This is a genomic window from Paractinoplanes globisporus DSM 43857, assembly GCF_000379645.1.
GTDB lineage: Bacteria > Actinomycetota > Actinomycetes > Mycobacteriales > Micromonosporaceae > Actinoplanes > Actinoplanes globisporus.
The window spans coordinates 110804-133079 of record NZ_KB903319.1 but is presented as its reverse complement, the minus strand read 5'-3'; the positions used below and the strand labels follow the sequence as shown (position 1 = coordinate 133079).

The 22276-nt window shown below is 68.2% G+C and carries 23 protein-coding genes; 11 read left to right on the top strand and 12 right to left on the bottom strand.

Annotated elements, in window-relative coordinates:
• Positions 1-117 precede the first annotated feature (117 nt).
• A complete protein-coding gene (locus A3CQ_RS59575; RefSeq protein WP_157296666.1) occupies positions 118-993 on the bottom strand; it encodes a NaeI family type II restriction endonuclease in 876 nt (291 codons plus the stop codon).
• Between the two features lie 489 nt (positions 994-1482).
• Here A3CQ_RS59575 and A3CQ_RS0133280 point away from each other — a divergent pair, with 489 nt between their 5' ends.
• Positions 1483-2589, top strand: coding sequence for a DNA cytosine methyltransferase (locus A3CQ_RS0133280; protein WP_020515277.1), 1107 nt, complete (start codon positions 1483-1485; stop codon positions 2587-2589).
• A 149-nt stretch (positions 2590-2738) separates the two neighbouring features.
• On the top strand, positions 2739-3578 hold the full coding sequence (locus tag A3CQ_RS0133275; protein ID WP_020515276.1) for a phosphoribosylaminoimidazolesuccinocarboxamide synthase: 840 nt from the start codon (positions 2739-2741) through the stop codon (positions 3576-3578).
• Here A3CQ_RS0133275 and A3CQ_RS0133270 read toward each other — a convergent pair.
• A complete protein-coding gene (locus A3CQ_RS0133270; RefSeq protein ID WP_020515275.1) occupies positions 3565-3864 on the bottom strand; it encodes a DUF3040 domain-containing protein in 300 nt (99 codons plus the stop codon). The two genes, A3CQ_RS0133275 and A3CQ_RS0133270, sit on opposite strands and share 14 nt — an antisense overlap.
• A gap of 133 nt (positions 3865-3997) precedes the next feature.
• Here A3CQ_RS0133270 and A3CQ_RS0133265 point away from each other — a divergent pair, with 133 nt between their 5' ends.
• Together A3CQ_RS0133265 and A3CQ_RS0133260 are read left to right on the top strand one after the other, a co-directional pair.
• Positions 3998-4753, top strand: coding sequence for a potassium channel family protein (locus tag A3CQ_RS0133265; protein ID WP_020515274.1), 756 nt, complete (start codon positions 3998-4000; stop codon positions 4751-4753).
• A gap of 207 nt (positions 4754-4960) precedes the next feature.
• On the top strand, positions 4961-7180 hold the full coding sequence (locus tag A3CQ_RS0133260; protein WP_026206482.1) for an LLM class flavin-dependent oxidoreductase: 2220 nt from the start codon (positions 4961-4963) through the stop codon (positions 7178-7180).
• 117 nt (positions 7181-7297) lie between these two features.
• Here A3CQ_RS0133260 and A3CQ_RS0133255 read toward each other — a convergent pair whose 3' ends face one another.
• Positions 7298-7486 carry a hypothetical protein gene (locus A3CQ_RS0133255; protein WP_020515272.1) on the bottom strand — a complete coding sequence of 63 codons (189 nt, stop codon included), beginning with the start codon at positions 7484-7486 and terminating at the stop codon, positions 7298-7300.
• Positions 7487-8136: 650 nt separating this feature from the next.
• On the opposite strand from A3CQ_RS0133255, the gene A3CQ_RS0133250 reads away from it, so the two are divergent.
• The gene (locus A3CQ_RS0133250; protein ID WP_026206481.1) at positions 8137-9027 is read left to right on the top strand and encodes a Sco1979 family transcriptional regulator; all 891 of its coding nucleotides are present in this window, start codon (positions 8137-8139) and stop codon (positions 9025-9027) included.
• Between the two features lie 187 nt (positions 9028-9214).
• On the opposite strand, the gene A3CQ_RS0133245 is transcribed toward A3CQ_RS0133250, so the two are convergent.
• Complete coding sequence (locus A3CQ_RS0133245) at positions 9215-9451, bottom strand: DUF397 domain-containing protein (RefSeq protein ID WP_020515270.1); 237 nt, start codon at positions 9449-9451, stop codon at positions 9215-9217.
• Between the two features lie 258 nt (positions 9452-9709).
• Between A3CQ_RS0133245 and A3CQ_RS61220 the strand changes: the two genes are divergently transcribed.
• The gene (locus tag A3CQ_RS61220; protein ID WP_157296664.1) at positions 9710-9964 is read left to right on the top strand and encodes a hypothetical protein; all 255 of its coding nucleotides are present in this window, start codon (positions 9710-9712) and stop codon (positions 9962-9964) included.
• A 52-nt stretch (positions 9965-10016) separates the two neighbouring features.
• Positions 10017-10313, top strand: coding sequence for a hypothetical protein (locus A3CQ_RS59565; protein WP_245577425.1), 297 nt, complete (start codon positions 10017-10019; stop codon positions 10311-10313).
• Between the two features lie 257 nt (positions 10314-10570).
• Here A3CQ_RS59565 and A3CQ_RS54955 read toward each other — a convergent pair whose 3' ends face one another.
• Positions 10571-12139, bottom strand: a complete 1569-nt coding sequence (locus A3CQ_RS54955) for a tetratricopeptide repeat-containing diguanylate cyclase (RefSeq protein WP_020515268.1) — start codon at positions 12137-12139, stop codon at positions 10571-10573.
• A 127-nt stretch (positions 12140-12266) separates the two neighbouring features.
• Here A3CQ_RS54955 and A3CQ_RS57935 point away from each other — a divergent pair, with 127 nt between their 5' ends.
• Together A3CQ_RS57935 and A3CQ_RS0133225 are read left to right on the top strand one after the other, a co-directional pair.
• Complete coding sequence (locus tag A3CQ_RS57935; RefSeq protein WP_245577429.1) at positions 12267-13328, top strand: WXG100 family type VII secretion target; 1062 nt, start codon at positions 12267-12269, stop codon at positions 13326-13328.
• On the top strand, positions 13325-13627 hold the full coding sequence (locus tag A3CQ_RS0133225; protein WP_020515266.1) for a hypothetical protein: 303 nt from the start codon (positions 13325-13327) through the stop codon (positions 13625-13627). The genes A3CQ_RS57935 and A3CQ_RS0133225 overlap by 4 nt, the downstream gene beginning before the upstream one ends.
• A 13-nt stretch (positions 13628-13640) precedes the next feature.
• Here the strand turns inward: A3CQ_RS0133225 and A3CQ_RS54945 are convergent, their stop codons facing one another.
• Complete coding sequence (locus tag A3CQ_RS54945; protein WP_040433447.1) at positions 13641-15224, bottom strand: MDR family MFS transporter; 1584 nt, start codon at positions 15222-15224, stop codon at positions 13641-13643.
• A gap of 113 nt (positions 15225-15337) precedes the next feature.
• Between A3CQ_RS54945 and A3CQ_RS0133215 the strand changes: the two genes are divergently transcribed.
• A complete protein-coding gene (locus A3CQ_RS0133215) occupies positions 15338-15937 on the top strand; it encodes a TetR/AcrR family transcriptional regulator (RefSeq protein ID WP_020515264.1) in 600 nt (199 codons plus the stop codon).
• A gap of 71 nt (positions 15938-16008) precedes the next feature.
• On the opposite strand, the gene A3CQ_RS0133210 is transcribed toward A3CQ_RS0133215, so the two are convergent.
• Positions 16009-17457, bottom strand: coding sequence for a cellulose binding domain-containing protein (locus tag A3CQ_RS0133210; RefSeq protein ID WP_020515263.1), 1449 nt, complete (start codon positions 17455-17457; stop codon positions 16009-16011).
• Positions 17458-17570: 113 nt separating this feature from the next.
• Positions 17571-18128: a TetR/AcrR family transcriptional regulator gene (locus A3CQ_RS0133205; protein ID WP_020515262.1), complete on the bottom strand. Its 558-nt coding sequence runs from the start codon at positions 18126-18128 to the stop codon at positions 17571-17573.
• A 90-nt stretch (positions 18129-18218) separates the two neighbouring features.
• On the opposite strand from A3CQ_RS0133205, the gene A3CQ_RS0133200 reads away from it, so the two are divergent.
• A complete protein-coding gene (locus tag A3CQ_RS0133200; RefSeq protein ID WP_020515261.1) occupies positions 18219-18977 on the top strand; it encodes a dienelactone hydrolase family protein in 759 nt (252 codons plus the stop codon).
• Here the strand turns inward: A3CQ_RS0133200 and A3CQ_RS0133195 are convergent.
• From A3CQ_RS0133195 to A3CQ_RS0133180, 4 genes are all read right to left on the bottom strand, one after another.
• The gene (locus A3CQ_RS0133195; protein ID WP_020515260.1) at positions 18970-19407 is read right to left on the bottom strand and encodes a VOC family protein; all 438 of its coding nucleotides are present in this window, start codon (positions 19405-19407) and stop codon (positions 18970-18972) included. The genes A3CQ_RS0133200 and A3CQ_RS0133195 overlap by 8 nt on opposite strands.
• Positions 19408-19439: 32 nt before the next feature.
• Positions 19440-19790 (bottom strand): hypothetical protein, encoded by a 351-nt coding sequence (locus A3CQ_RS0133190; protein WP_020515259.1) that lies wholly within the window; start codon positions 19788-19790, stop codon positions 19440-19442.
• 23 nt (positions 19791-19813) lie between these two features.
• The gene (locus A3CQ_RS57930; RefSeq protein ID WP_157296660.1) at positions 19814-21166 is read right to left on the bottom strand and encodes a UDP-N-acetylglucosamine 2-epimerase; all 1353 of its coding nucleotides are present in this window, start codon (positions 21164-21166) and stop codon (positions 19814-19816) included.
• Between the two features lie 198 nt (positions 21167-21364).
• Positions 21365-22270: a hypothetical protein gene (locus tag A3CQ_RS0133180; RefSeq protein ID WP_026206480.1), complete on the bottom strand. Its 906-nt coding sequence runs from the start codon at positions 22268-22270 to the stop codon at positions 21365-21367.
• Between the last annotated feature and the right edge of the window lie 6 nt (positions 22271-22276).

The window sequence follows — 22276 nt, the reverse complement described above, 5'->3', positions numbered from 1 at the left end:
GCACTCGGTTGGCAGGTGGTGCGAGTCTGGGAGCACGAGGAGCCGGCGGAAGCCGCAGCTCGTATTGCCGCAGTGGTGCGTACTGGCGAAGGCTGATCGAGCTCAGAGCACTTCGGATCAACTAGGGTCTTTGGATTGCGCTGGAAGGTCGGGTGCAGTGACAACTGAATCCTCTGGCCGTGCAATGCGCCACATCTTGCCTCCGATTTCCGTGTGCAGGGCGGACTCTCCTGTTCGGTACGGCCACAATCTTGCACTTATGTAGCGTCCGAGCGTAGGTGGGTCCAAGCCAAGCTCTTTGGCCATACGTGGGTGCGGGGCGTAGTGCCCGAAAATAACTATTCCTTCGGGGCGCAGTTTCTTTCGTGCGTCTCGCACCCGCTTGGCGCTGTCCACCTGCTGCGCCGCAGTCAGCACGGTGGCCCGGTTCACCAGCTCGCCCTGCAGCTCCCGAAAGAGGTTCGTGACTGCCGTCTGTCCGCGAGCCGCATAGGCAATGGCCTCGAGCTTTCTAGGGTCCTTGATATGCAGCAGGGTATTCTTCACCAGATCGCTTCCTGCGACGATCCAGAGAATCTGGTCCCGTCCCCGATCGTTGAGCCGACGCTTTCTGTCCCCTTGGTTACCCATGGGACGCAAAACATCTTCGCTGATGCGGATGAGGCCGGACGCCCACCGTGCCGTGTACTCGTTAGCCCATACGACCAAGGCAATCTTGTTGCCGCGAATGTACATCTCGCGCGGGATCTCCCAGTCGTAAAGGTTTAGTGACCATTTGCAATCGACATCGACTCCTGCGATTCTGTAATCGAGCTCTTCCCCGTCGGCGAAGCCAAACTCCCGCTGCATCCAAATCTCGACAAGAGTGCCGATGTGAGTCTTCTCGGTTTTGGAGAGCTGCGTAAAATCCCAGCGGCCGGTACGTTGCCCGTCATAGATCTGGTCGAGCGCTTCGCGGATCGCATACCCGGTGCGGTATCCGTAGGGATCCATCCGCTCTAGTTCCCCATGGACTGCCCAAATCTCTGGATCTTCGTCGGGCGTAGGTGGCTGTCCCGCCAACTGCAGCGCGGACGGACCACGAGTGTCCCTGGGGCGCGCTGCAATCTTCGGTCGCGGCGGCAGCACCCGTCCTCTGTGGACGCGGAGGGTGGCGGGAAGTACCTTGGACGAACCCGCTTCGGTCGGTGCGTGAGGGTCAAAAAGCTCATCCTGGTGGCCGAACACTCGCGCATTGTAGATGATCAGAGGCGCTGATCCTGCGACAGGCGTCAATTCCATTAGCCGTCAATTGGATGCGAGGACTGACGACCGGCTCGCTGTGGAGTGCTGGAATGTTCGCCGAGCTGGTCGACGTGGCCGGCGTCTGGGGCAGGGACTGGATGTTTGTTCCTACCTTGCCATCGGGCGAGGCTAACGATTCGGACATGCGTTCTAGGTCACCGGCGCGTCGGCCTTGTCTGTCGGTGCAGGGCAACTACCATGTCGCAGGTGAGCGACCGCCTGAACATGATCGACTTGTTCGCAGGATGCGGCGGTATGACCGTCGGGTTCCAACGTGAGGGCTTTCGTCCGATTCTCTCGGTAGAGTGGGATCTGGCAGCTGCTGCGACGTACGCAGCCAACTTCGGCGAGTCGCATACCCGTTGGGGCGACATCGGTCTTGTTCGGGAAGATGAGATCCCTCAGGCGGACGTGATCATCGGAGGGCCGCCGTGTCAGGGGTTCTCAAATCTGGGCAGCAAGGACGTCGATGACCCGCGTAACAAGCTGTGGAAGGAGTACCTACGTTTCGTAGTGACGGCCCGCCCCCAGGTGTTCGTCATCGAGAACGTTGAGCGCTTTTCACGTGCCAGCGAGTTTGAGCTCCTGTTGGATGAAGCCGACCACGGCATCATCAAGGACTACGAGCTCAGCCATGGCGTGCTGCTCGCTGCAGACTACGGCGTAGCGCAGAGGCGACCGCGGACCATTGTCATCGGATCCCGGATCGGCAAGATCGAGCTCCCGAAGCCCACCCACGCCAAAGACGGCGCCGGCGGTCTTCGGCCTTGGGAGACCGTCCGCAGCCGTATCGGGCGAGTAGATGAGCGGCCGGTTACCACCGAGCTTCCGGAAGCCATGACCGAGTATTTCGGGCAGCGTATCCGAGGAGAGTTCAAGGGTAACGATATTCATTTCGGACGGCAGCCCACCGAGCTCTCGCTGCAGCGTTATGACCACGTTCCACCTGGAGGAGGTCGCTTCAATCTGCCCGATCACCTGCTGTCGAGGTGCTGGCGAGAAAAGAAGACGGGTACCACGGATGTAATGGGCCGGATGCGTTGGGATGCGCCGTCACTGACTATCAGAACAGAGTTCTTTAAGCCGGAAAAGGGGCAGTATCTGCACCCGCAGTGGGATCCCGACGATCCTACGCGCCGAGTGAACCGGGTTATCACCCACTACGAGGCCTCCCTCTTGCAGGACTTCCCCAAGGACTACCTGTGGTGTGGCTCGAAGGTTGAGATTGCCAAGCAGATCGGCAATGCAGTGCCTTCCGGCCTGGCCGCGGCAATCGCTCGGCACTTGAAGGAACATCTGGGATGAAGGCTGCGCCGCGTTCCTCTCGTCCGCACTTTTGGACGTGAGTACTTCGGGCGAGCGCGCCTGACAGGCGGATCCTCGGCGCGACTGCGTGCGGAGCGTCGAGTTGCCTGTACTAGCGTGGAACTCGGTTCGGCTTGGGAGGGGAGCACGTGGAGCTGTTGCACTCGGGGAAGGTTCGGGACGTCTACGCGGACGGCGACGACCTGCTACTGGTCGCGTCTGACCGGATCTCGATCTATGACGTCATCCTGCCTACGCCGATCCCTGACAAGGGCAAGATTCTCACCCAGCTGTCGCTCTGGTGGTTTGAGCAGCTCAGCGACGTCCTCCCCAACCACGTCATCTCCAGCACCGAGGTGCCGGCGGAGTGGGCTGGGCGGGCTATTCGCTGTGAGCGGCTCGACATGGTCATGGTTGAGTGCATTGCTCGCGGGTACCTCGCCGGGTCGGGGCTCAAGGAGTACGAGCGTGACGGGGCCGTCTCTGGCGTTGCGCTGCCGCCTGGGCTGATCGAGGGGTCTCAGCTGCCCGAGCCGATCTACACGCCTACCACCAAGGCGCCGGTTGGGGAGGGGCATGACGAGTTCATGACCTACGCCGACGTGGAGGCCAAGGTCGGGGCGGAGGTCGCGGCTGACCTCAAGCGGATCACGCTTGAGGTTTACAAGCGCGGGCAGCAGGTGGCGGCTACCAAGGGCATCATCATTGCCGACACCAAGATTGAGCTTGGGTTCTCCAAGGACGGCGTGCTCAAGCTGGGCGACGAGCTGCTCACGCCGGACTCGTCGCGGTTCTGGGCGGCCGATGAGTGGAAGCCGGGCGGCACGCAGCGGTACCTCGACAAGCAGTTCCTGCGGGACTGGTCCTCTGGCCTTACCGACTGGGACCGCACCGATCCGGGGCCGGCGATTCCCGATGAGGTGGTCGAGGCTACCCGCAACCGGTACGTCGAGGTTTACGAGCGGCTGACCGGGTCTAGCTGGAGCTAGTGCGTGGCCGGCGCGACGATGACCACAGCGTCTGATTGGCGCCGCCGCCTCGCCTGAGCATCAGGTGGGCGCCGTAGAGCGTGGCCACCACGGCCATCAGGGCGCCGGTCCATCCGCCGAAAACGATCGACAGCGGTGCCGTCGTCCACAGCAGAATGGCCAGTACCAGGTAGAGCCGCCGCCTGGGACGGCACATCCGGTCGACCTTGTGGGAGAAACGCGGGTCGTTGGCGCGTAGCTGGCTGACCATGCCGTCAAAGACGGCCTTCTCGTTCGGCTCGAGCACGGGGGACCACCTCCGCCGATGTGGCTACCCGGCCCGTCGGGCGTGAAACTGCCGGTTTCGCCATCTGCCCAGACGGATCAAGAGCAGACTCAACGTGCCACCAACCGCAACGTTGATCAGGCAAGCTGCCCTCATGGAGTCTGAGGACCGCCTGCGCCGGTGGGAGCAGGTAACCGCCTACCCCCTCACGGTGCTGTCGGTGCTGTTCATCGGGGTTTACGCGTGGCCGATCCTTGACCCGGGCATGCACCCGGCCTGGCGCCACGCGTGCGAGGCCGTCGACGCCGCGATCTGGGCCCTGTTCTGTGTCGAGTACCTGGTTCGGCTGCGTCTGGCCCGGCAGAAGAGCTGGTTCGTCCGCTCCCACTGGTTCGACCTGGCCGTCCTCGTCCTGCCCGTGCTTCGCCCACTGCGGGCCCTGCGCCTGCTCAACGCCTTCCGGGTGATGCACCGCCACGCCGCGCACTGGACCCGCGGCCGATTGGCGGTCTACGTCATCTCGGCCACGATCCTGATCGTGCTGGTGGCGGCCCTGGCCGTGCTCGAGGCCGAGCGCGGCCACCCGGACAGCAACATCCAGAGCTACCCGTCGGCCCTCTGGTGGGCGGTCTGCACGATCACCACGGTCGGCTACGGCGACCTGTACCCGGAGACTCTCGAGGGCCGGATGGTCGCGGTGGCCCTCATGATCGGTGGCCTGGGCCTGATCGGTTTCACCACCGGCTCCCTCGCGAGCTGGATCGTCGACCGCATCTCCGACACCGAACGCCCGGCCGGCATGGCCACCCGGGCCGACATCGCGCTCCTTCTCCGCGAGGTCCGCAAGCTTCAGGCCGAGGTGGCCGACCTGAAATCCCGGTCGCCCGCGCCGCAAGATCCGGAGCGCTGAAGGGGGAGCGGCGATCTCAGCCCGGTGGCCGACCGCGGGCGTAGGCAACGACGGCCCGAGCCCGATAGGCAGCCAGCCCCTCTCTTTGCGGTTGTGGGCCCGCTCGCCGCGTACGGGCAAAGAATTGAAGTGACCCGGCTCACGAAGTGATGATCGTGTGTCGCGGGACGCATCTTTCCGGAGCACGTAACGACCTAGGCTCGAAACGTGGATTACGGTCACTCGCTTCAGTTCGGGACCTTTGTGACGCCCGTCAATGACCCGCCGCAGGCGGCGGTGGCGATGGCGCAGCTCAGCGAGCAGCTCGGCTTCGATCTGGTTACCTTCCAGGACCATCCCTACCAGCCGGGCTTCCTCGACACGTGGACGCTGTTGAGCTGGGTGGCCGCCCAGACCACAAAAATCCATATTTCCGGCAATGTGCTGAACATTCCCATGCGGCCGGCACCCGTGCTCGCGCGCGCGGCGGCCAGCCTCGATTTGCTCTCAGGGGGACGGCTCGCGCTCGGGCTCGGCGCCGGCGGCTTTTGGGACGCGATGGCCGCGATGGGTGTGCCGCGCCGCACGCCGGCCGAGTCGGTGGAGCAGCTCAGCGAGGCGATCGACGTGATCCGCGAGGTCTGGCGGGCCGACGATCGCGCGCAGCTCCGCTACCCGGGCAAGTATTACCAGCTCAAGGGCGCTAAACGCGGCCCGGCGCCGGCGCACGAGGTGCCGATCTGGCTGGGCGCTTACAAGCCGCGGATGCTGCGCCTCATCGGGGCCAAGGCGGATGGCTGGCTGCCGTCGCTGAGCTACCTCAAGCCCGGTGACCTCGCGAAGGGCAACGCGATCATCGATGAGGCGGCCGCCGAAAAAGGACGGGACCCGCGCGAGATCCGGCGGCTGCTCAACATCTTTGGTGATCCGTCGAAGTCCGCGGCGCAGTGGGTCGACGAGATCGTGCCGATGGTGCTCGAGGACGGGATCGGCACGGTGATCATCGGATCGGACGATCCCGGCGAGCTCGAACGCTTCGCCGAGGAGGTCATCCCCGCGGTGCGGGAAGCGGTCGCCGCGACGCGAAAGCCCGTCGCCGGTCCCGTGCGTAGCGCCGCGAAACTGGCGAAAAGGCGTGAAGGCATCGATTATGACGGCCTTCCCGCTTCGCTCACCGCCATCGAGCCCGGTGATTTCTCGTACGCGAAGGTTCGCTCCACCTATATGCGCGGCGGCTCGCCCGGCCTGGTGATCCAGCCGACCGACGCCGAGCAGGTCGTCGAGGCGCTGGCCTTCGCCCGGGACCAGAAGGTGGCACTCGCCGTGCGCAGCGGCGGACATGGGATCAGCGGACGGTCCACGAACGACGGCGGGATCGTGATCGACCTGTCCCGGATGCGCGAGATCACCGTGCTCTCGTCGGAGGACCGGCTGGTCCGCGTCGAGGCCGGCGCCCGCTGGAAGGACGTCGCCGCCGCGCTCGCCCCGCACGGATGGGCGCTGTCCAGCGGCGACTACGGCGGCGTCGGGGTCGGCGGGCTCGCCACGGCGGGCGGCATCGGCTGGCTGGCCCGCGAGCACGGCCTCACCATCGATCACCTGCGCGCCGCGGACATGGTGCTGGCCGACGGCTCGAGGGTGCACGTCAGCGCCGACGAACACCCCGATCTCTTCTGGGCCGTACGCGGCGCCGGCGCGAACTTCGGGATCGTCACGGCCTTCGAGTTCCAGGTCGACGAGGTCGGCGATGTCGGATTCGGCCAGTTCGTCTACGACGCGTCGGACGCGGCCGGCCTGCTGGAGCGCTGGGGCGCCGCCATGGAGGCCGCCCCGCGCGACGTGACCACCAACCTGATCATGGGACCGCCGCGCCGGGGGCAGGCGCTGGCCCAGGTGTACGGCGTGGTCGACTCGTCGACTCCGGACACGATCATCGACCGCCTGACGCCGATCGCTCAGATCGCGCCGCTGCTCGACCAGCAGGTCCAGTTGGTGCCCTACGCCGGGGTGATGAACGTGCCGGACGCGCCGCACGACGGCCAGGGCGATCCGGTCGCCCGGTCGGGCCTGATCGAGCATTTGACCCCGGAATTCGCGGCCGCGGCCGCCGCGCTGATCGCCTCGGGCACCGTTTACTTCTTCCAGGTGCGCTCGGTCGGTGGCGCCGTGGCCGACATTCCGGACGAGGCGACGTCGTATTCGCACCGATCGGCAAACTTCTCGGTGGTGGCATTCGGGGCATCCAAGTCGAGATTGGACGCCGCCTGGCAGGAACTAGCCACCCATTTCCGGGGTTTGTACCTATCGTTCGAGACCGACCAAAGACCCGAGCGGGTCGAAGAGGCCTGGCCACCTGCCACTTTGGTCCGTTTGCGGGCCCTCAAGCGGCAGTACGACCCCGCCAACCTCTTCCGCGACAACTTCAATATCGACCCATTGGGTGATTAGCGCGTGCCGGCCACCGCCCGTTCGTCACGGTGGGTAGTTGGCCGCAGAGGGCATTTCACCCGAACGAGGAGACACAAAGAGCCGGCGCGACCGCGCCGGCTCTGACTTTCTTTGTAGCTATCGGTGTTCGGTGGAGGCCATCGGTCGCTTGGGCCAGGCGGCCCCGCTGCCGCACCCCTCACAAGCCAGCTGCTCGCCGCAGGCTGGGCACCAGTCGTTGGACCGCCGCAGCCACCAGCCGAGGGCCACGCCGCCCAACAGGCTGAGGAGACCGACGATCGCCGCGACCGCCACCGCGCCCGTCATGCCGCCGAGCCTCGCACCGGCAGGCCGGTCGGTGTCATCCGGCGACCGCGATCGCGGCGGTCGAGCGCCGGATCCTCCGAGTAGCGAGCTGCAACATACGGAGCAGTGAAGGTGTCGACGCCGGTGCCGCGGCTGGCGACCGGGCGATAGGTCACAGTCACTGCGCGGGGGGAAGCCGCCTCGATCACACCGGCACGCCAGCCGTCACGGTAAACCCAAACGGGATCGGCGGGGTGGTAGCTGTCCGCGGGCGCCACGTCGGCGGGGTCGCGCTGCGGGGGTGCGGTCGTCGGCGTGGACGGAGGTGGGGGTGCCGTGGACATCGAGATGACCCTCCCAAATCTCGGAGACTCGGTCGTCAGGGTGGCGTTGATGGCCATCCATACCGGTACGCGTCGGCCGAGAAGCCGAACTATGTGGCACGCCTCGCCAGCCAACACAGTGTGTCAGCGGGTGGAGCGTTTCTGTCAGCTATCATCCTCGCCAACAGGTGCGTCCGCAAGGCCGTCTGCACGTGCATCCGCACCGAGCGAATGCTCCGGGCGTTACGCTCCGGAAGTACGCCGGTGCTGTTTCGTTGTGGACGATCTCCCCTTTAGGATGCGTAGGGACTGCGGCCGGCAGCCCAGACAGCGATGACGAGGAGTCAGGTGAGCGCGGGTTCGCAGGAGGAGGCACCGGGCAGCGGCCCCACAGTGCTGCGCATCCTGCTCGGTGCTCAGCTCCGCCGTCTGCGGGAAACCAAGGCGATCACCCGCGAAGACGCCGGGTGGGAGATCCGCGCCTCGGGCTCGAAGATCAGCCGGATGGAGCTTGGCCGAGTCAGCTTCAAGGAACGCGACGTCGCGGACCTGCTGACGTTGTACGGCGTCAACGACCCGGACGAGCGCGAGGCGCTGCTGGTCCTGGCCCGCCAGGCCAACAACCCGGGCTGGTGGCAGCAATTCAGTGACATCCTTCCCGGCTGGTTCCAGTCGTACCTGGGTCTCGAGGCGGCTGCCTCGCTGATCCGTACCTATGAGATCCAGTTCGTCCCCGGCCTGCTGCAAACTCCGGAATACGCGCGTGCCGTCATCATGCTCGGCCACGCCGGCGTGACCTCGGACGAGATGGACCGGCGGGTCGACCTCCGCCGCCAGCGGCAGACGGTTCTCGACCGCCCCGACGCGCCCCAGCTGTGGGCCGTGATCGACGAGGCCGTGCTGCGCCGTCCGATCGGCGGCGTCGACGTGATGAAGGCGCAGATCGAGGCCCTGATCGAGGCGGCCAAGAAGCCGAACGTCAGGCTTCAGATCATCCCGTTCAACGCGGGCGGCCATGCCGCCGCGGGCGGGCCGTTCGCGATCCTGCGCTTCCCGGAGCCCGAGCTTCCCGACGTCGTCTACGTCGAGCAGCTCACCAGCGCGATCTACCTCGACAAGCGCGAGGACGTCGACCAGTACGCGATGGCCATGGAGCGCGTCTGCATCGACGCCGAGCCGCCGAACCACACGCCCGAGATCCTCGGCAAGCTGCTCCACGAGGTCGGGCGGCCCGCGTAACAAGCCGGGGCGGCTTGGCAGGCCCCGACACATCAAAGAGGGCCGCGGTCGTCATGGGGTGACGCGGCCCTCTGTCGTCTCGCACGGCATGCGGCTGTAGAGGGGGCCTTGCGCCGTGCTGCTCCTGCTTTCAACCCGGGCGTGACGTGGACATGATCACGTCACGCCCGGCGCCCTTCGCACCGGCTCAGACGAGCAGGTTGTCGAAGTCGCCGTCACGAACGCCCAGGATGAAGGCTTCGATCTCGGCCGGCGTGTAGATCAGGGCCGGTCCCTCGGGGTCCCGAGAGTTGCGCACGGCGACCTCGCCGGTGGGCAGGACGGCGCACTCGACGCAGTTGCCGCTGGGGTTGCTGCGCCGGCTCTTCTGCCAGGTGACACCGTCCAACTGGCCGGCGGGGGTGCCGTTAACCGCGTGCGTCATTCGAAGCTCCCTTGGTTTGCTCCGGCCGGGGATCGTCCGGAGGTCGTCTCTCGTGGCAACGGCCGCATCACACGTTGTGCAAATGCACGTGCATTTGGCCTTGCGTACTCACGGGATTGTGAGCATGATAACGCACGTACGCATCCGAGGGGTGTCACTTACGGTGACATCTTTAAGTGACGGGACGGTCGCGGAAACGGCGTCTGCGGCCTCGACGCGAGGCTCTCTGGCGGGAGCGTCCGAGCGAGAGGTGTTCAGATGCCGATACCCAACATCGGTCCGGAGCACTCGGACCCGGGTGACCCCGAAGGGGTGGAAACACCTCGACGGGGGAACCCACCACTCGTCTACCGAGACGAGCCACTGACCGACGACGTGACCGCCGCGACGGCCCGAGCCACCGCGGTGACTCACCGATTCGGCGGCATCAGGTACGCCCTGAGCCGCCCCGATGCCACGGCGACCGACACCGTGCCGCCGGCCGAGGAGGGTGATTCCGACGCGCGCGAGTGACCTCGTCCGCTGCGCGCGGGGCCGACGTGCCGGGCATCGCCCCGGTCCTCCGGTGCCCGTCCCGACGGCGCTGATGTTCCGCGGCGGCCGGCTCCTGCCCCGCCTGCCACGCTGGCCCGCAACCGAGTTCGCGGAATCGGACTATCGTCATGGCAGCGGAACGCTTCGGTTACGCATCGTGCATATCGACTGGGACCACTCGATCATCCGTGACGGAGCCACGTGGCTCGAGGCGGACGCCGTCGAGATCGATTCGGCCGGGCACCTGGCCGGTCGACGACAGATTTTGATAAGAGCGGAGCGCCTTCCGGCCCCGCTCGCGCGGAAGAGACCGCGATTGCGGGTGTGACGCCGTAACACCCGCAGGGCGCCCGAGAAGGGCGCTGCCCGACGCCGGTCGGGCGGTCCGGTTCCCCCGTGCCTGGCCGCCCGACCGGTCCACCCACCTCCGAGCGCCCACGCCCGCTCGGTGGAAAAGGGGGTACTGATCGGGGACCGCTACCCAAGGGCGGTCCCCGATCTGCCTCACGGGCTTTCGAGGGCGGCTTTCACGCCGCCAAGGCACGGGCCGCGGCTTTCACGCCGCCGAGTCACGGGCCGCGGCTTTCACGCCGCCGAGGCACGGCCGCGGGTCGAGCCCGACCACACCACGCGGTCGCGTCCGCCGTGCTTGGCGGCGTACAGATGCCTGTCCGCAATTGACAAAACGGCAGCTTGCGTGGCCTTCGCCGCATCAGGAACGCCCGCGACCCCGATGCTCACGGTTACCGGAATGCCTGCGGTGAGTGCATCCCAACCAAAGCCCTTGAGCGTACGGCGGAGAGCATCGAGCTGTGTGACGGCGTGCTTGACCGGCGTCTCGGGGAGCACGAGCACGAACTCCTCGCCTCCGAGGCGCACCACGAAACCGTCCGGCGCGATGGCGGCGAGTTCGGTCTCCATCAGCTTGGCGGCCTGCACGAGCACCTGGTCGCCGATGTCGTGCGAGAGCTCGTCGTTGATCCGCTTGAAGTGGTCGATGTCGACGATCGCCACGGTCAGGTCGGGGTCGGTCGCAATCAGGCCGGGCAGCAGCTCGTTGAGGTAGCGCCGGTTGCGCAGCCCGGTCAGCGGGTCGCGGCGGGCCTGCTCGCGGAAGCGCTCGGCCTCCTGCCGCGCCTCGGCGGTCTCGAACATCACCTGCCGGGTGCGGGCCTGCGCCTCCCGCTGCAGCGAGTGCTGGCGCTGGTGGGCGGCGAAGAAGAGCTTGTGTGCCGCGTACGCCTCGGCGAACTCGCCCCGCGCCGCATGCAGCTCGGACTGCTCCTGATGCACCCGGACGAGCACGTGCCCGAGCTCGCGCTCCTCGCAGAGCCGGCGGGACGCGTCGAGGCTGCGCTGGGCCCGGCCGTACGCCCCGAGGCCGCGCTGCGCCCGGGAGAGGGTCAGGAGGTACTCCGGGAGGGCGTCGGCGTCGTCCTGGTTGCCGTCGTTGTGCTGGTCGATGCAGGCGATCAGGGTCTTCTCGGCCTCGGCGTGCTGCCCGTTCCCGATCTGGATGGCGCCGATCGTGTCGAGCAGGGAGGCGTCGAGCTCGAAGCCGTACGTCCGGGATACTTCCTGCAGCCGCCCCGCGACCCGCTGCGCGGCATCGTGGTGGCCGGCCGCGAATTCCGCGTACGCGTGATTGTTGAGCACCGCGAGCAGCAGGTCGGGCCGCCCGAGACGCACGGAAAGCTCGGCCGCCTGCCGGTACCGCAGCCGCGCCGCGTCCATCGACCCGCTGATGCTGAGCGCGTCCCCGAGCTTCACCCGGTGCCAGATGCGCATGTGGTCGGTGGCGGTCTCGTCGAGCAGCTCGACGCTGAGCACGGAGTGCTCGAGGCACTGGGCCGCGTCCCCCAGGTGGCGGTGAATGTTGGCCCAGACCAGGTGCGTGCGCGCGGTCAGCTGCCGAGCATCGTGCTCGACGGCCCACTGATGCACCTTCCAGATGCGCTGCGCGGCCCCTGCCACGTCGCCGGCCCGCATCTGCAGGTTGGCCTGGCTGAGCCGAGCCCGCGCCACGAGCAGCTCATCACCGAGCGCCCGAGCCTCCCGCTCGAGGCGAACGGCGCGCTCCAGCATCGCGGCGGCATCCCAATTGATCTCATCCTCGAGCTCGAGGAGGGATGCCGATAATCGCTCGCCGTCCACCCGGTTCCACCCCTCCCAACAGCACTCCGCTTTCAAAGGCTAGCTCTGGGTAGCCGCAAGATCCCCTCCCCAGCCGCGTGATCCATCTCGCCCCTGGCGCCCGAGTAATACCTTGCGATAGGTGACGATGAATCCACTCGTCGTAGCCGCCTCGGACGGGCCGAAGAATGCCTGGTCCGGGGTGTGGATCGCCGAGGACATCGAACTGATCGGTCGAGGCGTCCGCGACGGCAATTGGATCGACGGCACGCTCGGCGTGGTGGGCACCGGTCTCGACGCCCTCGCGATGATCTCCGACCCGGTCGGCGTCCTGCTCCAGTACGGGGTCTCGTGGCTGATCGAGCACGTCCGTCCGCTCTCGGAGGCTTTGGACTGGCTGGCCGGTGACCCGGCCCAAATCGCCGCCCACGCACAGACCTGGCGCAACATCGCCGCGGACCTTCGGGTGGATGCGGACGGGTTGGCCAGGGCGGCGCAGTGGGACACCGCCGAGTGGACCGGAGCCGCCGGCGACGCCTATCGCGCATGGGCTGCCGATCGGGCCCAAGGGTTGGGGGCGCTCGTCGGCGCTTCGGAGACCATGTCGGCAATCGTCGAGGGCGCGGGCATGCTCATCGCCGCGGTCCGTGTCATGGTCCGCGACGCCGTCGCCACCGTTGTCTCTCGCCTGATCGTGTACGCGACCGAGGAACTCGCGTCGTTCGGCCTGGCCACGGGATGGGTGGTGGCACAGGTGACGACGCTCGTGGCGTCGTGGGCGGCCAAGATCTCGGAGTGGCTTCGCTCTCTGATCAGGAGCCTCCGCGCCCTCGACGGGGAGTCCGGGTGGCTGGCCTCTCTCATCGAGAAGATCAAGGAGCATTTCTCTCGGTCCCGGCGACCGGAGGAGCCGTCGGCGGAACCGCCCAAGAAGATCGGCGGACCGAAGGAATTCGACCCCCAGGAGCTACGGGGGCTCGGCCCAGACGAGGTCCGTGCCCGCATACCCGACAATTGGGCGGCCGATTCGTCGGCTCGAGGCGGCGGTCAGGTGTTCCGGGATCCGGACAACTTCGGGCGCCAAATTAGGATCATGCCGGGTTATCCGCCCGGGTCTCGGCCCGATCCGATCACGTGGGGTCCGTACGCGGTCGTCTCGCAAGGCGGCAAACAGGTCAAAATCCCGCTCAAAGGAAACCCGACATTGTGAGTGACGAAACCGTCGACCGGCTGGTCCAGGAGGTCAGTGACCTGCTGGATGTCTCCAGCGTGGGTCTCTACGAGTTCCTGGAGCTGCAGAAGGATCCCGACGTGGCGCGCCGGGCGCTTGATCGGCTCTTGTCCGACCAGGGTGTCGGGCTCTATGAGATGCGGTGGCCCGACTCGGGGCATGTTCGTCGGCTGCACGACCTGCCGTCGGACCCCTGGCGGACGCCCGCGCCGGACGGGACGTACTTCGCTATCGATCGCGAAAGCGGCGCCCCCGATGCCGGGAACGCCGCCTCGTAGCGGTAGTAACTGGTCAGCGGGCCAGGGCTTCCGCCGGGATCTGGGCCTCGTCCTCCGCCGCCGGGGTTTCCTCGGCGGCCTTGGTCAGGTCGACGGTTGAGCGCAGGGCCGTCGGCTTCATCAGGAGGGCGGCGATGACGCCGACCACCGCGATGATGGCGGAGATCAGGAAGATGTGGCCGGTGGCGTCGCCGTAGGCGACTCGGACCAGGTGCTGGATGGCTTCGGGCAGGGCCGAGAGGTTCAGCGAGCTGGACGCCGCCGCGCTGCCGCTGGACTGGATGCCGGCCGCGGCGAGCTCGTGGGTCAGGTTGTCGGTGACCCGGTGGGCGAGCACCGCGCCGAGGACCGAGACGCCGATCGTGCCGCCGAGCGAGCGGAAGAAGGCCACCGTCGACGAAGCCGCGCCGATGTCCTTGAGCGCCACCGTGTTCTGGACCGAGAGCACCAGGTTCTGCATCGACATGCCGACGCCGATGCCGACCAGGGCCATCGCGCCGCCCACGTACCAGAGGCTGGTGTCGTGGTCGAGCATCGAGAGTCCGGCGAAGCCGGCGACCAGGATCAGGGTTCCGGCGACGATGTACGGCTTGATCCGGCCGCTCTTGCTGATCAGGCGTCCGGCGACCGTCGACGAGACCAGCACGCCGGCCATCATCGGGATCGTCAGCAGGCCCGCCTCGGTCGGGCTGTAGCCGCGGCCGATCTGGAAGTACTGGCCGAGGAAGACCGCGCCGCCGAACATCGCCATGCCGACCGCGAGGCTCGCGATGATCGCGAGGGCGGTGCCACGCTGCTTGACGATCTCCAGCGGGACGACCGGCTCGGCGACCCGGGTCTCGACCCACACGGCGAGGGCCAAAACCACCAAACCAACACCGACCATGGCGTACGTCTGCCAGGAGAGCCACGCGAATGAGCTGTCCACGAACGACACCCAGACGAGCAGGATGCTGACGCCGGCCGCGATGAGGGAGGCGCCCACGTAGTCGACCTTGACGTTCTCCCGCCGGATGACCGCGAGGTTCAGCGTCTTCTGCAGGACGACCAGCGCGATGATGGCGATCGGCACGCCGATGTAGAAGCACCAGCGCCAGCCGAGCCACGCGGTGTCGACGATGACGCCGCCGAGCAGCGGGCCGCCGACGGTGGCGACGGCCATGACGCCGCCGAGGTAGCCGTTGTACTTGCCGCGTTCCCGCGGCGGGATCATCGCGGCGATCGCGACCTGGACCAGCGCCTGGACGCCGCCCATGCCGAGGCCCTGGAACGCGCGGGCGGCGATGAGCTGCCCGGCGGTCTGGCTGAAGCCGGCGACGACCGAGCCGAGCACGAACACCACGATGGCGATCTGGACGAGCAGCTTCTTGCTGTACAGGTCGGCGAGCTTGCCCCAGATCGGGGTGGAGGCGGTGGCGGTGAGCAGGCTGGCGGTGACCACCCAGGTGTACTGGGTCTGACTGCCGTCGAGCGCCCCGATGATCTTCGGGAGCGCGGTGGAGACGATGGTCGAGCTGGCCATCGCGACGAAAAGCACCAGCAGGAGGCCGGACAGAGCCTCCATGATCTGGCGGTGACTCATGGGTTTCGCGCTCATGGCGCAGCCTCCGGATGGTCGAAGTGGATGCCACATACAACAATCGTCAAAGCTTTCCCATTGCGCAATCTTTCTCATTGAGAAGCAAGTCACACGCCGGTACTCTTCTTGCCATGAGCACGACGGCGGAGCCCGGCCTGCGCGAACGGAAGAAGGCCGCGACCCGGCAGTCACTGCACGATGCGGCGGTCCGGCTGGCGACCGAGCACGGCCTTGACCGCATCACCGTGGAGGCGATCGCCGACGAGGCCGGCGTCTCGCGGCGCACGTTCTCGAACTACTTCGGGAGCAAAGAGGAAGCGCTGATGTACGGCGACTTCCGGCGTATCCAGGGGCTGATCGAGGCGGTGCGGGCCCGGCCGGCCGACGAGTCGCCGTGGGCGGCGCTCACCGCGGCCGCCGCGTCGTTCAACACCGAGCTGGGCGCGCTCGACCCTCGGCTGGTGGTGCAGGGCCGGCTGCTGCGTACGCATCCGACCTTGATCGCCGCCCAGGTGCAGACCTTCGCCGGGGTGGAACGCGAGCTCGCCGCCGAGGTGTCGGCGCGGATGACCGAGGAAGATCCGCGGGGGGTACGCGCCCGGATGACCGCCGCGAGCTTCCTGGTGGCGCTGCGCGTCTCGCTGAACATGTGGCTCGACTGCCCGACCGGCACCAGCCTGTGGGACATCGTCGAGGAGTCGCTGGCCAACGCCGGCCGCGGCTTCGCGTAGACGACAAAGCGCTACTCCGGGTGGGGGCCCGGAGTAGCGCTCCTCTTACCTTTTGGGGATGAGAGTTAGGCCTAGCCGGTGAAGCCGGCGAAGATCTTGCTGAACTCGAACGGCGCCTGAGTGACGTTGGTGCACTGGAACAGGGCGCCCGAGCAGGCGTTCTTGTCCCGGTTCAGCTCCCAGAACGAGACGAACCCGAGGTGGTTGGCGTTCGCGAAGGCGATCAGGTCCTTCGCGTCGCTCTGCAGGAACTTGCCCTGGTCGTCGTTGACGCCGAGCATCGGGGTGACGCCGACCATCTTGAAGGCAGCCGCGTCGCTGTTGCCGTAGATCGACTTGATCTGGTCCTTGGTGGACTTCACGGCCTGGATCGCGAGGTCGCCGTAGTCCTGGCCGGAGCGGCCGTAGTCCATCGCCATGATGTTGACGAGGTCCAGGTTCACGCCGGCGTTCTTGGCCGACTTGACCACGTTGAGGCCGTCCCCGGTCAGTCCCTCGGGCAGCACGGGCAGGGTCAGCGAGATCTTCAGGCCGGGGTTGGCCTTCTGCAGGGCGGCCAGGGCGGTCGAGCGGCGGGCGATCGTCGTCGGGTCGGCCACGGCCGCGCCCTCGATGTCCAGGTCGATGTACTTGAGGTTGTACGCCGAGACGACCGCCTGGTACTCGGCCTGCAGCGCCGCGACGCTGGTGCAGGCCTGGGCGAGCTCGATGCCGGTCGCGCCGCCGAACGACACCTTCACGTCACCGCCGGCCGCGCGTACCGCCGTGATCTGGTCGGCGAACTGCTTCTGCCGCGGGTCGAAGGCGTTGAACCAGCTCGCCTTGCAGCCGACGCTGGTCACGAACGCGAGGCTGAACGACTTGATGTTCCCGCTGCTGCCCAGTTGGGCGAGGGTCGTCGAGCCATTCGAGAGCAAACCCATGTCCACGTACGGGGCCACGAGGACGTTCCCGCCACCCGGCGCCGAGGTGGTCGGCGGAGTGGTCGTGGGCGCCGTGGTCGGCTTGGTGGTCGGGGCGGTCGTCGGCTTCGTGGTGGGCGCCGTCGTGGGCGTCGTGGTCGGCTTCGTCGTCGTGGGCGCGGTGGTCGGCGTGGTCGCCCCGCCCGAGCAGGACGCCCCGTTGATCGTGCAGCTGGTCGGTGCCCCGCTGCCGGCGACGACGAAGCCGAACTCGGCCGTGCCGCCGGCCGGGATCGTGGTCGCCCAGCTCGGGTTCTTGGCCGTCGACACGCCGCCCGACGTGGTGACCGTGGCGTCCCAGAAGCTGCCGAGCTTCGCGGTCGACGGCAGCCCGAAGACCAGCTGCCAGCCGTTCACCGTCGCGCCGGTGCCGTTGGTGATCGTGTACTTCGCCTGGTAGCCCGTACCCCAGTCGCTGTCCTTGCTGAAGGTGGCGGTGAGGACGCCCGCGGCCTTGGTAGACGGGGTGGTGGCCGCGACGGCCGCGCCGACGCCACCGCCCACGGCGAGGACGGCCGCCGAGGCGTAGATGGCGAGACGCAGACGGCTGCGTTGCATGGGTGACTCCGATCGCAGGTGTTGACGACGGGAGTCGATTCTTGGCCCGGGCCCGTTTAAACGACCTTGTACGGACCTTAAACATCCTTAAATGACCGTTTGTAGCCGATGTGCTACCGGCGCGCGAGCCCATCCAGCAGCAATACCAGCTGGCGCTTCCAGGCGTCCGGGTCGAGCGACCCCCGCACCACGCCCGCGTTCGCGCGCATCAGGATCGCGATGTCCTTGCGGGTGAAGTCGTCGCGCAGCCCTCCGGCCTGCTGGGCTCGCGCGATCACCTCGCTGGCGCCGCGCTGGGCCGCCGCGCGCAGCGCCGAGAGCCGCTCATCGTCGTCGAAGCTGGTCGAGACGAGCAGCTCGGACAGCCCGCGGTCGGTGGCCTGCAGCTCGAAGAGGCGGGTGAGATAACCGACGAACGCGGCCCACGGGTCGGGCTCGTGCAGGGCGAGCTCGGCCAGCTCCACGTACTCGGCCATCTGACCGGCGAAAACCTCGGCGATGAGGTCGCGGCGGGTCGGGAAGCGACGGTAGAGGGTCGCGTTGCCGACGCCCGCCCGCCGGGCGATCTCGTCGAGCGAGGCGTCCAGCCCGTGCTCGCCGAAGATTTCCCGCGCCGCGCAAAGGAGCGCAGTGCGGTTGCGCTCCGCGTCCGCGCGCAGTCGAGTGGCCATGGGGGACAGGGTACGACGAGACCGGGGAAGCCTCCCCGGTTGGTGCTAGGTTCCCCCTGATCAACGGAGATTTCCGGCGCAGGAGGCGCAATGACGACCACCACCACAGTGCACGTGCCCACCGCCGACGGTACGGCCGAGGCGTACCTGGTCAAGCCGGACGGCGACGGACCGTTCCCGGGCGTGCTGATGTTCATGGACGCGTTCGGCCTGCGGCTGCGGCTGGCCGAGATGGCCGAGCGGATCGCGGACCGGGGATACGCCGTCCTGGTGCCGAACCTGTTTTACCGCAGCGCGAGCGGCCCGCTGGTGACCGCCGACGAACTGACCGACCCGGAGAAGCGGGGCGCCGCCTTCGGCCGGCTCGGACCGATGATGCACGTGCTCACCCCCGAGCGGATCGCCGCCGACAGCGGTTACTACCTCGACTTCCTCGCGGCGCAGCCCGGCGTGGCCGCCGGCCCGGTGGTGGCCGTCGGTTACTGCATGGGCGGGCGGAACGCGCTGCGCGCGATCGAGGCCCACCCCGACCGGATCAAGGCACTGGCCAGCTTCCACGCCGGCGGCGTGGTCACCGACGACCCGGACAGCGCACACCTGGCGGTCGGCAACGTCACCGGCGAGCTCTATTTCGCCCACGCCGACCACGACCGCTCGAACACGCCCGAACAGATCAAGGCACTCGAGGCCGCCCTCGACGAGGCCGGCGCCAATTACACCTCCGAGGTCTACGAGGACGCCCCGCACGGCTTCACGATGAGCGACACCTCGAGCTACAACGCCGAGGCCGAGCAGCGCCACTGGGTCAACCTCTTCGCCGTGCTCGACCGCAACCTCCCCGTCAGCTGACGCAGAACTCGTTGCCCTCGATGTCGGCGAGGGTGTGCCACGAGTGTGGGCCCTGCGACTGCGACCAGAGGAACGTGGCGCCGCGCGCGACCAGGGCGTCGCGCACGGCGTCCTTCTGCTCGGCGCCGACCCAGAAGTCGAGATGCAGGCGGTTTTTCACCGTTTTGGCCTCGGGAACGTGCTGGAACAGCACCCGGCGGGGCTTGCCGCTGGAATAGGGCTCGGGGTGACGGATCGCCGCCCCGGTGCGCCACACGAGCCGGCCCTGGTGGGTCGTCGTCTCGTCGTCGGTGGCGAAGCCGCGGGCGACCATGTCTTTGATGAAGGCCTCGTCCTGCTGCTCGACCTGCCACTCGAGGGTCTCGGCCCACCAGTCGGCCAGTGTGTGCGGGTCGGAGCTGTCGACGACCACCTGAAAGTCGTAAGCCATGCCCAGGACGCTAGCCGCGGGGTACGACACTTTTACGCGTCGTAGAGCCCCGGGAAGTACCGATCGAGCAATGTCACGTCGTAGACCTGCCGGACCTCGGTGATCCGGCCGCCGTCGACCGCCAGGAACTCCACCATCCGCGCGGTGCCGAACGGCGCCACCAGGTCGTAGACCAGCGTCGCCCCGTCATCGGCGAGCGTCTCGCCGGCCACCGTGACCGAGTCGGCGAAGGCCGCGATCCGGTGCTGCACCTGCATCAGCTCCTCGTCGTCGACCGGCGTGTCGAGGTTCCACTCGACCTCGACGTCGGGTGCGAGCAGCTTGCGTACGGCGGTCCGGTCGTCGCTTGTCCACGACCTGGTCCAGAACCCGATGACGTCCATGAGTCTCGTCTCCTAAGAGGGGGTCAGCGGGGCAGGCCGGCTTCGGGCCGGGCGGGCATCGGGTCGGGGAACTGTCCGTGGCCGAGCAGGGCCGCGGTGGCTTGCGCGATGCGAGCGGCGGCCATGCCATCGCCGTACGGGCTGCCGTAGATGCCCATCGAGTCGCGTCGCACCCGGCTCGCCAGCAACTCGGTCGCCGCCGCCACGATCTCGCCGGCCTCCGCGTCGACCTGCCGGGCGCTGCCCGCGTGGATCGCCTCGGTCAGTCCGCCGCCGTCGCCCGGCACCAGCACCGCCGTTCCGGCCGCGAGCGCCTCCTCGGCCAGGTCGACGTCGTCGGTGACCACGATGTCGGCCATCGCGACCAGCCGCGACCGCTCCGGGTACGGCATCGACAGCCCGCCGATCACGTCAATGTCGTGCTGGGCGGCCGCGATCGCGAGCATCGCCTCGCGCACCGGCTCGTCGAACGCGGCACTCACCCCGGCCACGATGACCCGATTGGCCCGCGCCTCGCCCGCCGGCGTCTCGCCCGCCATCGGCCTGCCGACCATGGCACCGCCCGCCATCGGCCTGCCGGCCATCGATCCGCCCCTTGCCGGCCCGTCTGTCGTCGCCCCGTCTGTCGTCGGCCCGCCCGCTGTTGACTCGCTCGCCCGCATCTGGGCGGCCCAGGTCTCCGCCGCCCACGTTTCGGCCGCTCGTGGTCCGGCGGCTCGGGCGTCGGCTTGCGGTCCGGCGGCTCGGGCGTCGGCTTGCGGTCCGGTGGCTCGGGCGTCGGCCTGCGGTCCGGTGGGCCGGGACTCGGCCGTCCGCTGGGAGGCGCGCCGGGTGCGCGACGCCCGCCGGGGGCGGGAGGCCATCAGCCGCGCCGCCTCGATCGTGGTGCCGCCGGTGAGCAGCACGTCGCCGGCGACGACCCGCTCGTCGAGCAGGTTCATCGCGGCGAGCGGCGCCGCGGCCAGGTGCACGGTCGCGACCTGAGCGAGCAGCCGCCGGTTCGCATCCGCGTCGTCGGCGACCAGCGAGCCCGAGCGCCGCCCCGGGTCCATGTGCATGACCGGCACCCGTCGCCAGTAGGCGGCGAGCGCGGCCCCCAGATTGTCACCGCGTACGAGCACGGCGGCCGGGGTCCGCGCGGCCCACAACTGGTCGTACCGCCGGATCGCGGCCCCCAGGTCGGTGGCGGCCGGCAGCGTCACGTCGGCGGCGAGGCCGCAGGCGATGTAGGTGCGTGCCACGGCGGTGGGGTCCGGTCCGGCGGCGAGCAGGACCGGGTTGACCAGGCCCTGCTCCCGCATCGCGAGCGCGACCGGCACCAGCCGGAGGGCCTCGGCACACGTGCCACCGGCGAGGTGGACTTCGGGCAGCGACATCTTCACTCCGGGGCTGCGGGGGGTCAGCGACGTTTCAGGACGCTATGCAGTCACGGAGCGTGAGACAAGCTACCGCCACTCAATGTGTCCGAACGGCCCAACCCAGACATCCCAGACACGCCAGAAACGGTCGAAACCCCCGCGCAAGCAGTTACTGAGCGCAATGTCAGGCGGCGAGAGGCTGACGGCGCAGAGTAGTTATTCGCGCGGGCCGTTGTTGAGCAGCGAGGGGTCGTCGCGCAGGAGGGCGGCGAGCCGGCGGGCCGCCAGCTCGGTCTCTTCCGGGCGCTCGACCTGCAGCGGGATCGGCTGCGGCAGCGGCGTCGGCATCGAGCCCCGCTGCGGGGAGATCCGCTCGGTCGCCAGGCGCTCGGTGGCCGGCGGCTCGGCCGGCGCGCGGTGCTGCTCGGAGTGAATGCGCCGGGTGGACTGAGCATCGGGCGGCGGCGCCGACGTCGGTGGCGGCACGGGCGGCGGCGGGGTCGCGGCGAACGGATGCGGCGGGTAGGCCGCCGGAGCCGGGCTGGCCGGGGTGGCGCCGCGCGAGGCCATCCCCAGGTCACGCATGCGCGCACCGAGATCACGGGACGTTTCACCGGGATCGTGGGACGCGTACCGCGTATCGGCCGGCGGGGAGTCGAACGAGCCGTAACGGCGCTCGGCAGTGTCGGAGTCGGCGTAATGGGACGCCTCCGACGCGTACCCATATGGGGAAGGCCCGTAGCGATCCTGATCGTCCTGGCTGTACCACCGCGGATCGGTGGCCGGCGAGGCCGGCGGCGCGGAATAGGACTCGGCCGGCTCCTCGAGCTCGATGTCGACGATGTCGGCGTGCCGCGCGGCGGGCACCTCGGGCGGCACCGGCGTGTCGGCGGTGACCTGCACCTGGCCCTCGGCGAAGTAGAAGTGCAGCAGCACCGGTTCGCCCGAGCCTTCCGCACCGACGGTCACGCCCAGCTCGGGGTTGCGTGCCACGACTCCGGCGATGGCCTCGACCAGCTCGGTCACTGCCGGTGAGGTCCCGGTGGCCTCACCAGCGGCACGCCGGCGCAGCTCATCACGGCGCGCGAGCTTGTCGAGCGCGTCGTCCAGTCCGCCTCGCACGTCACC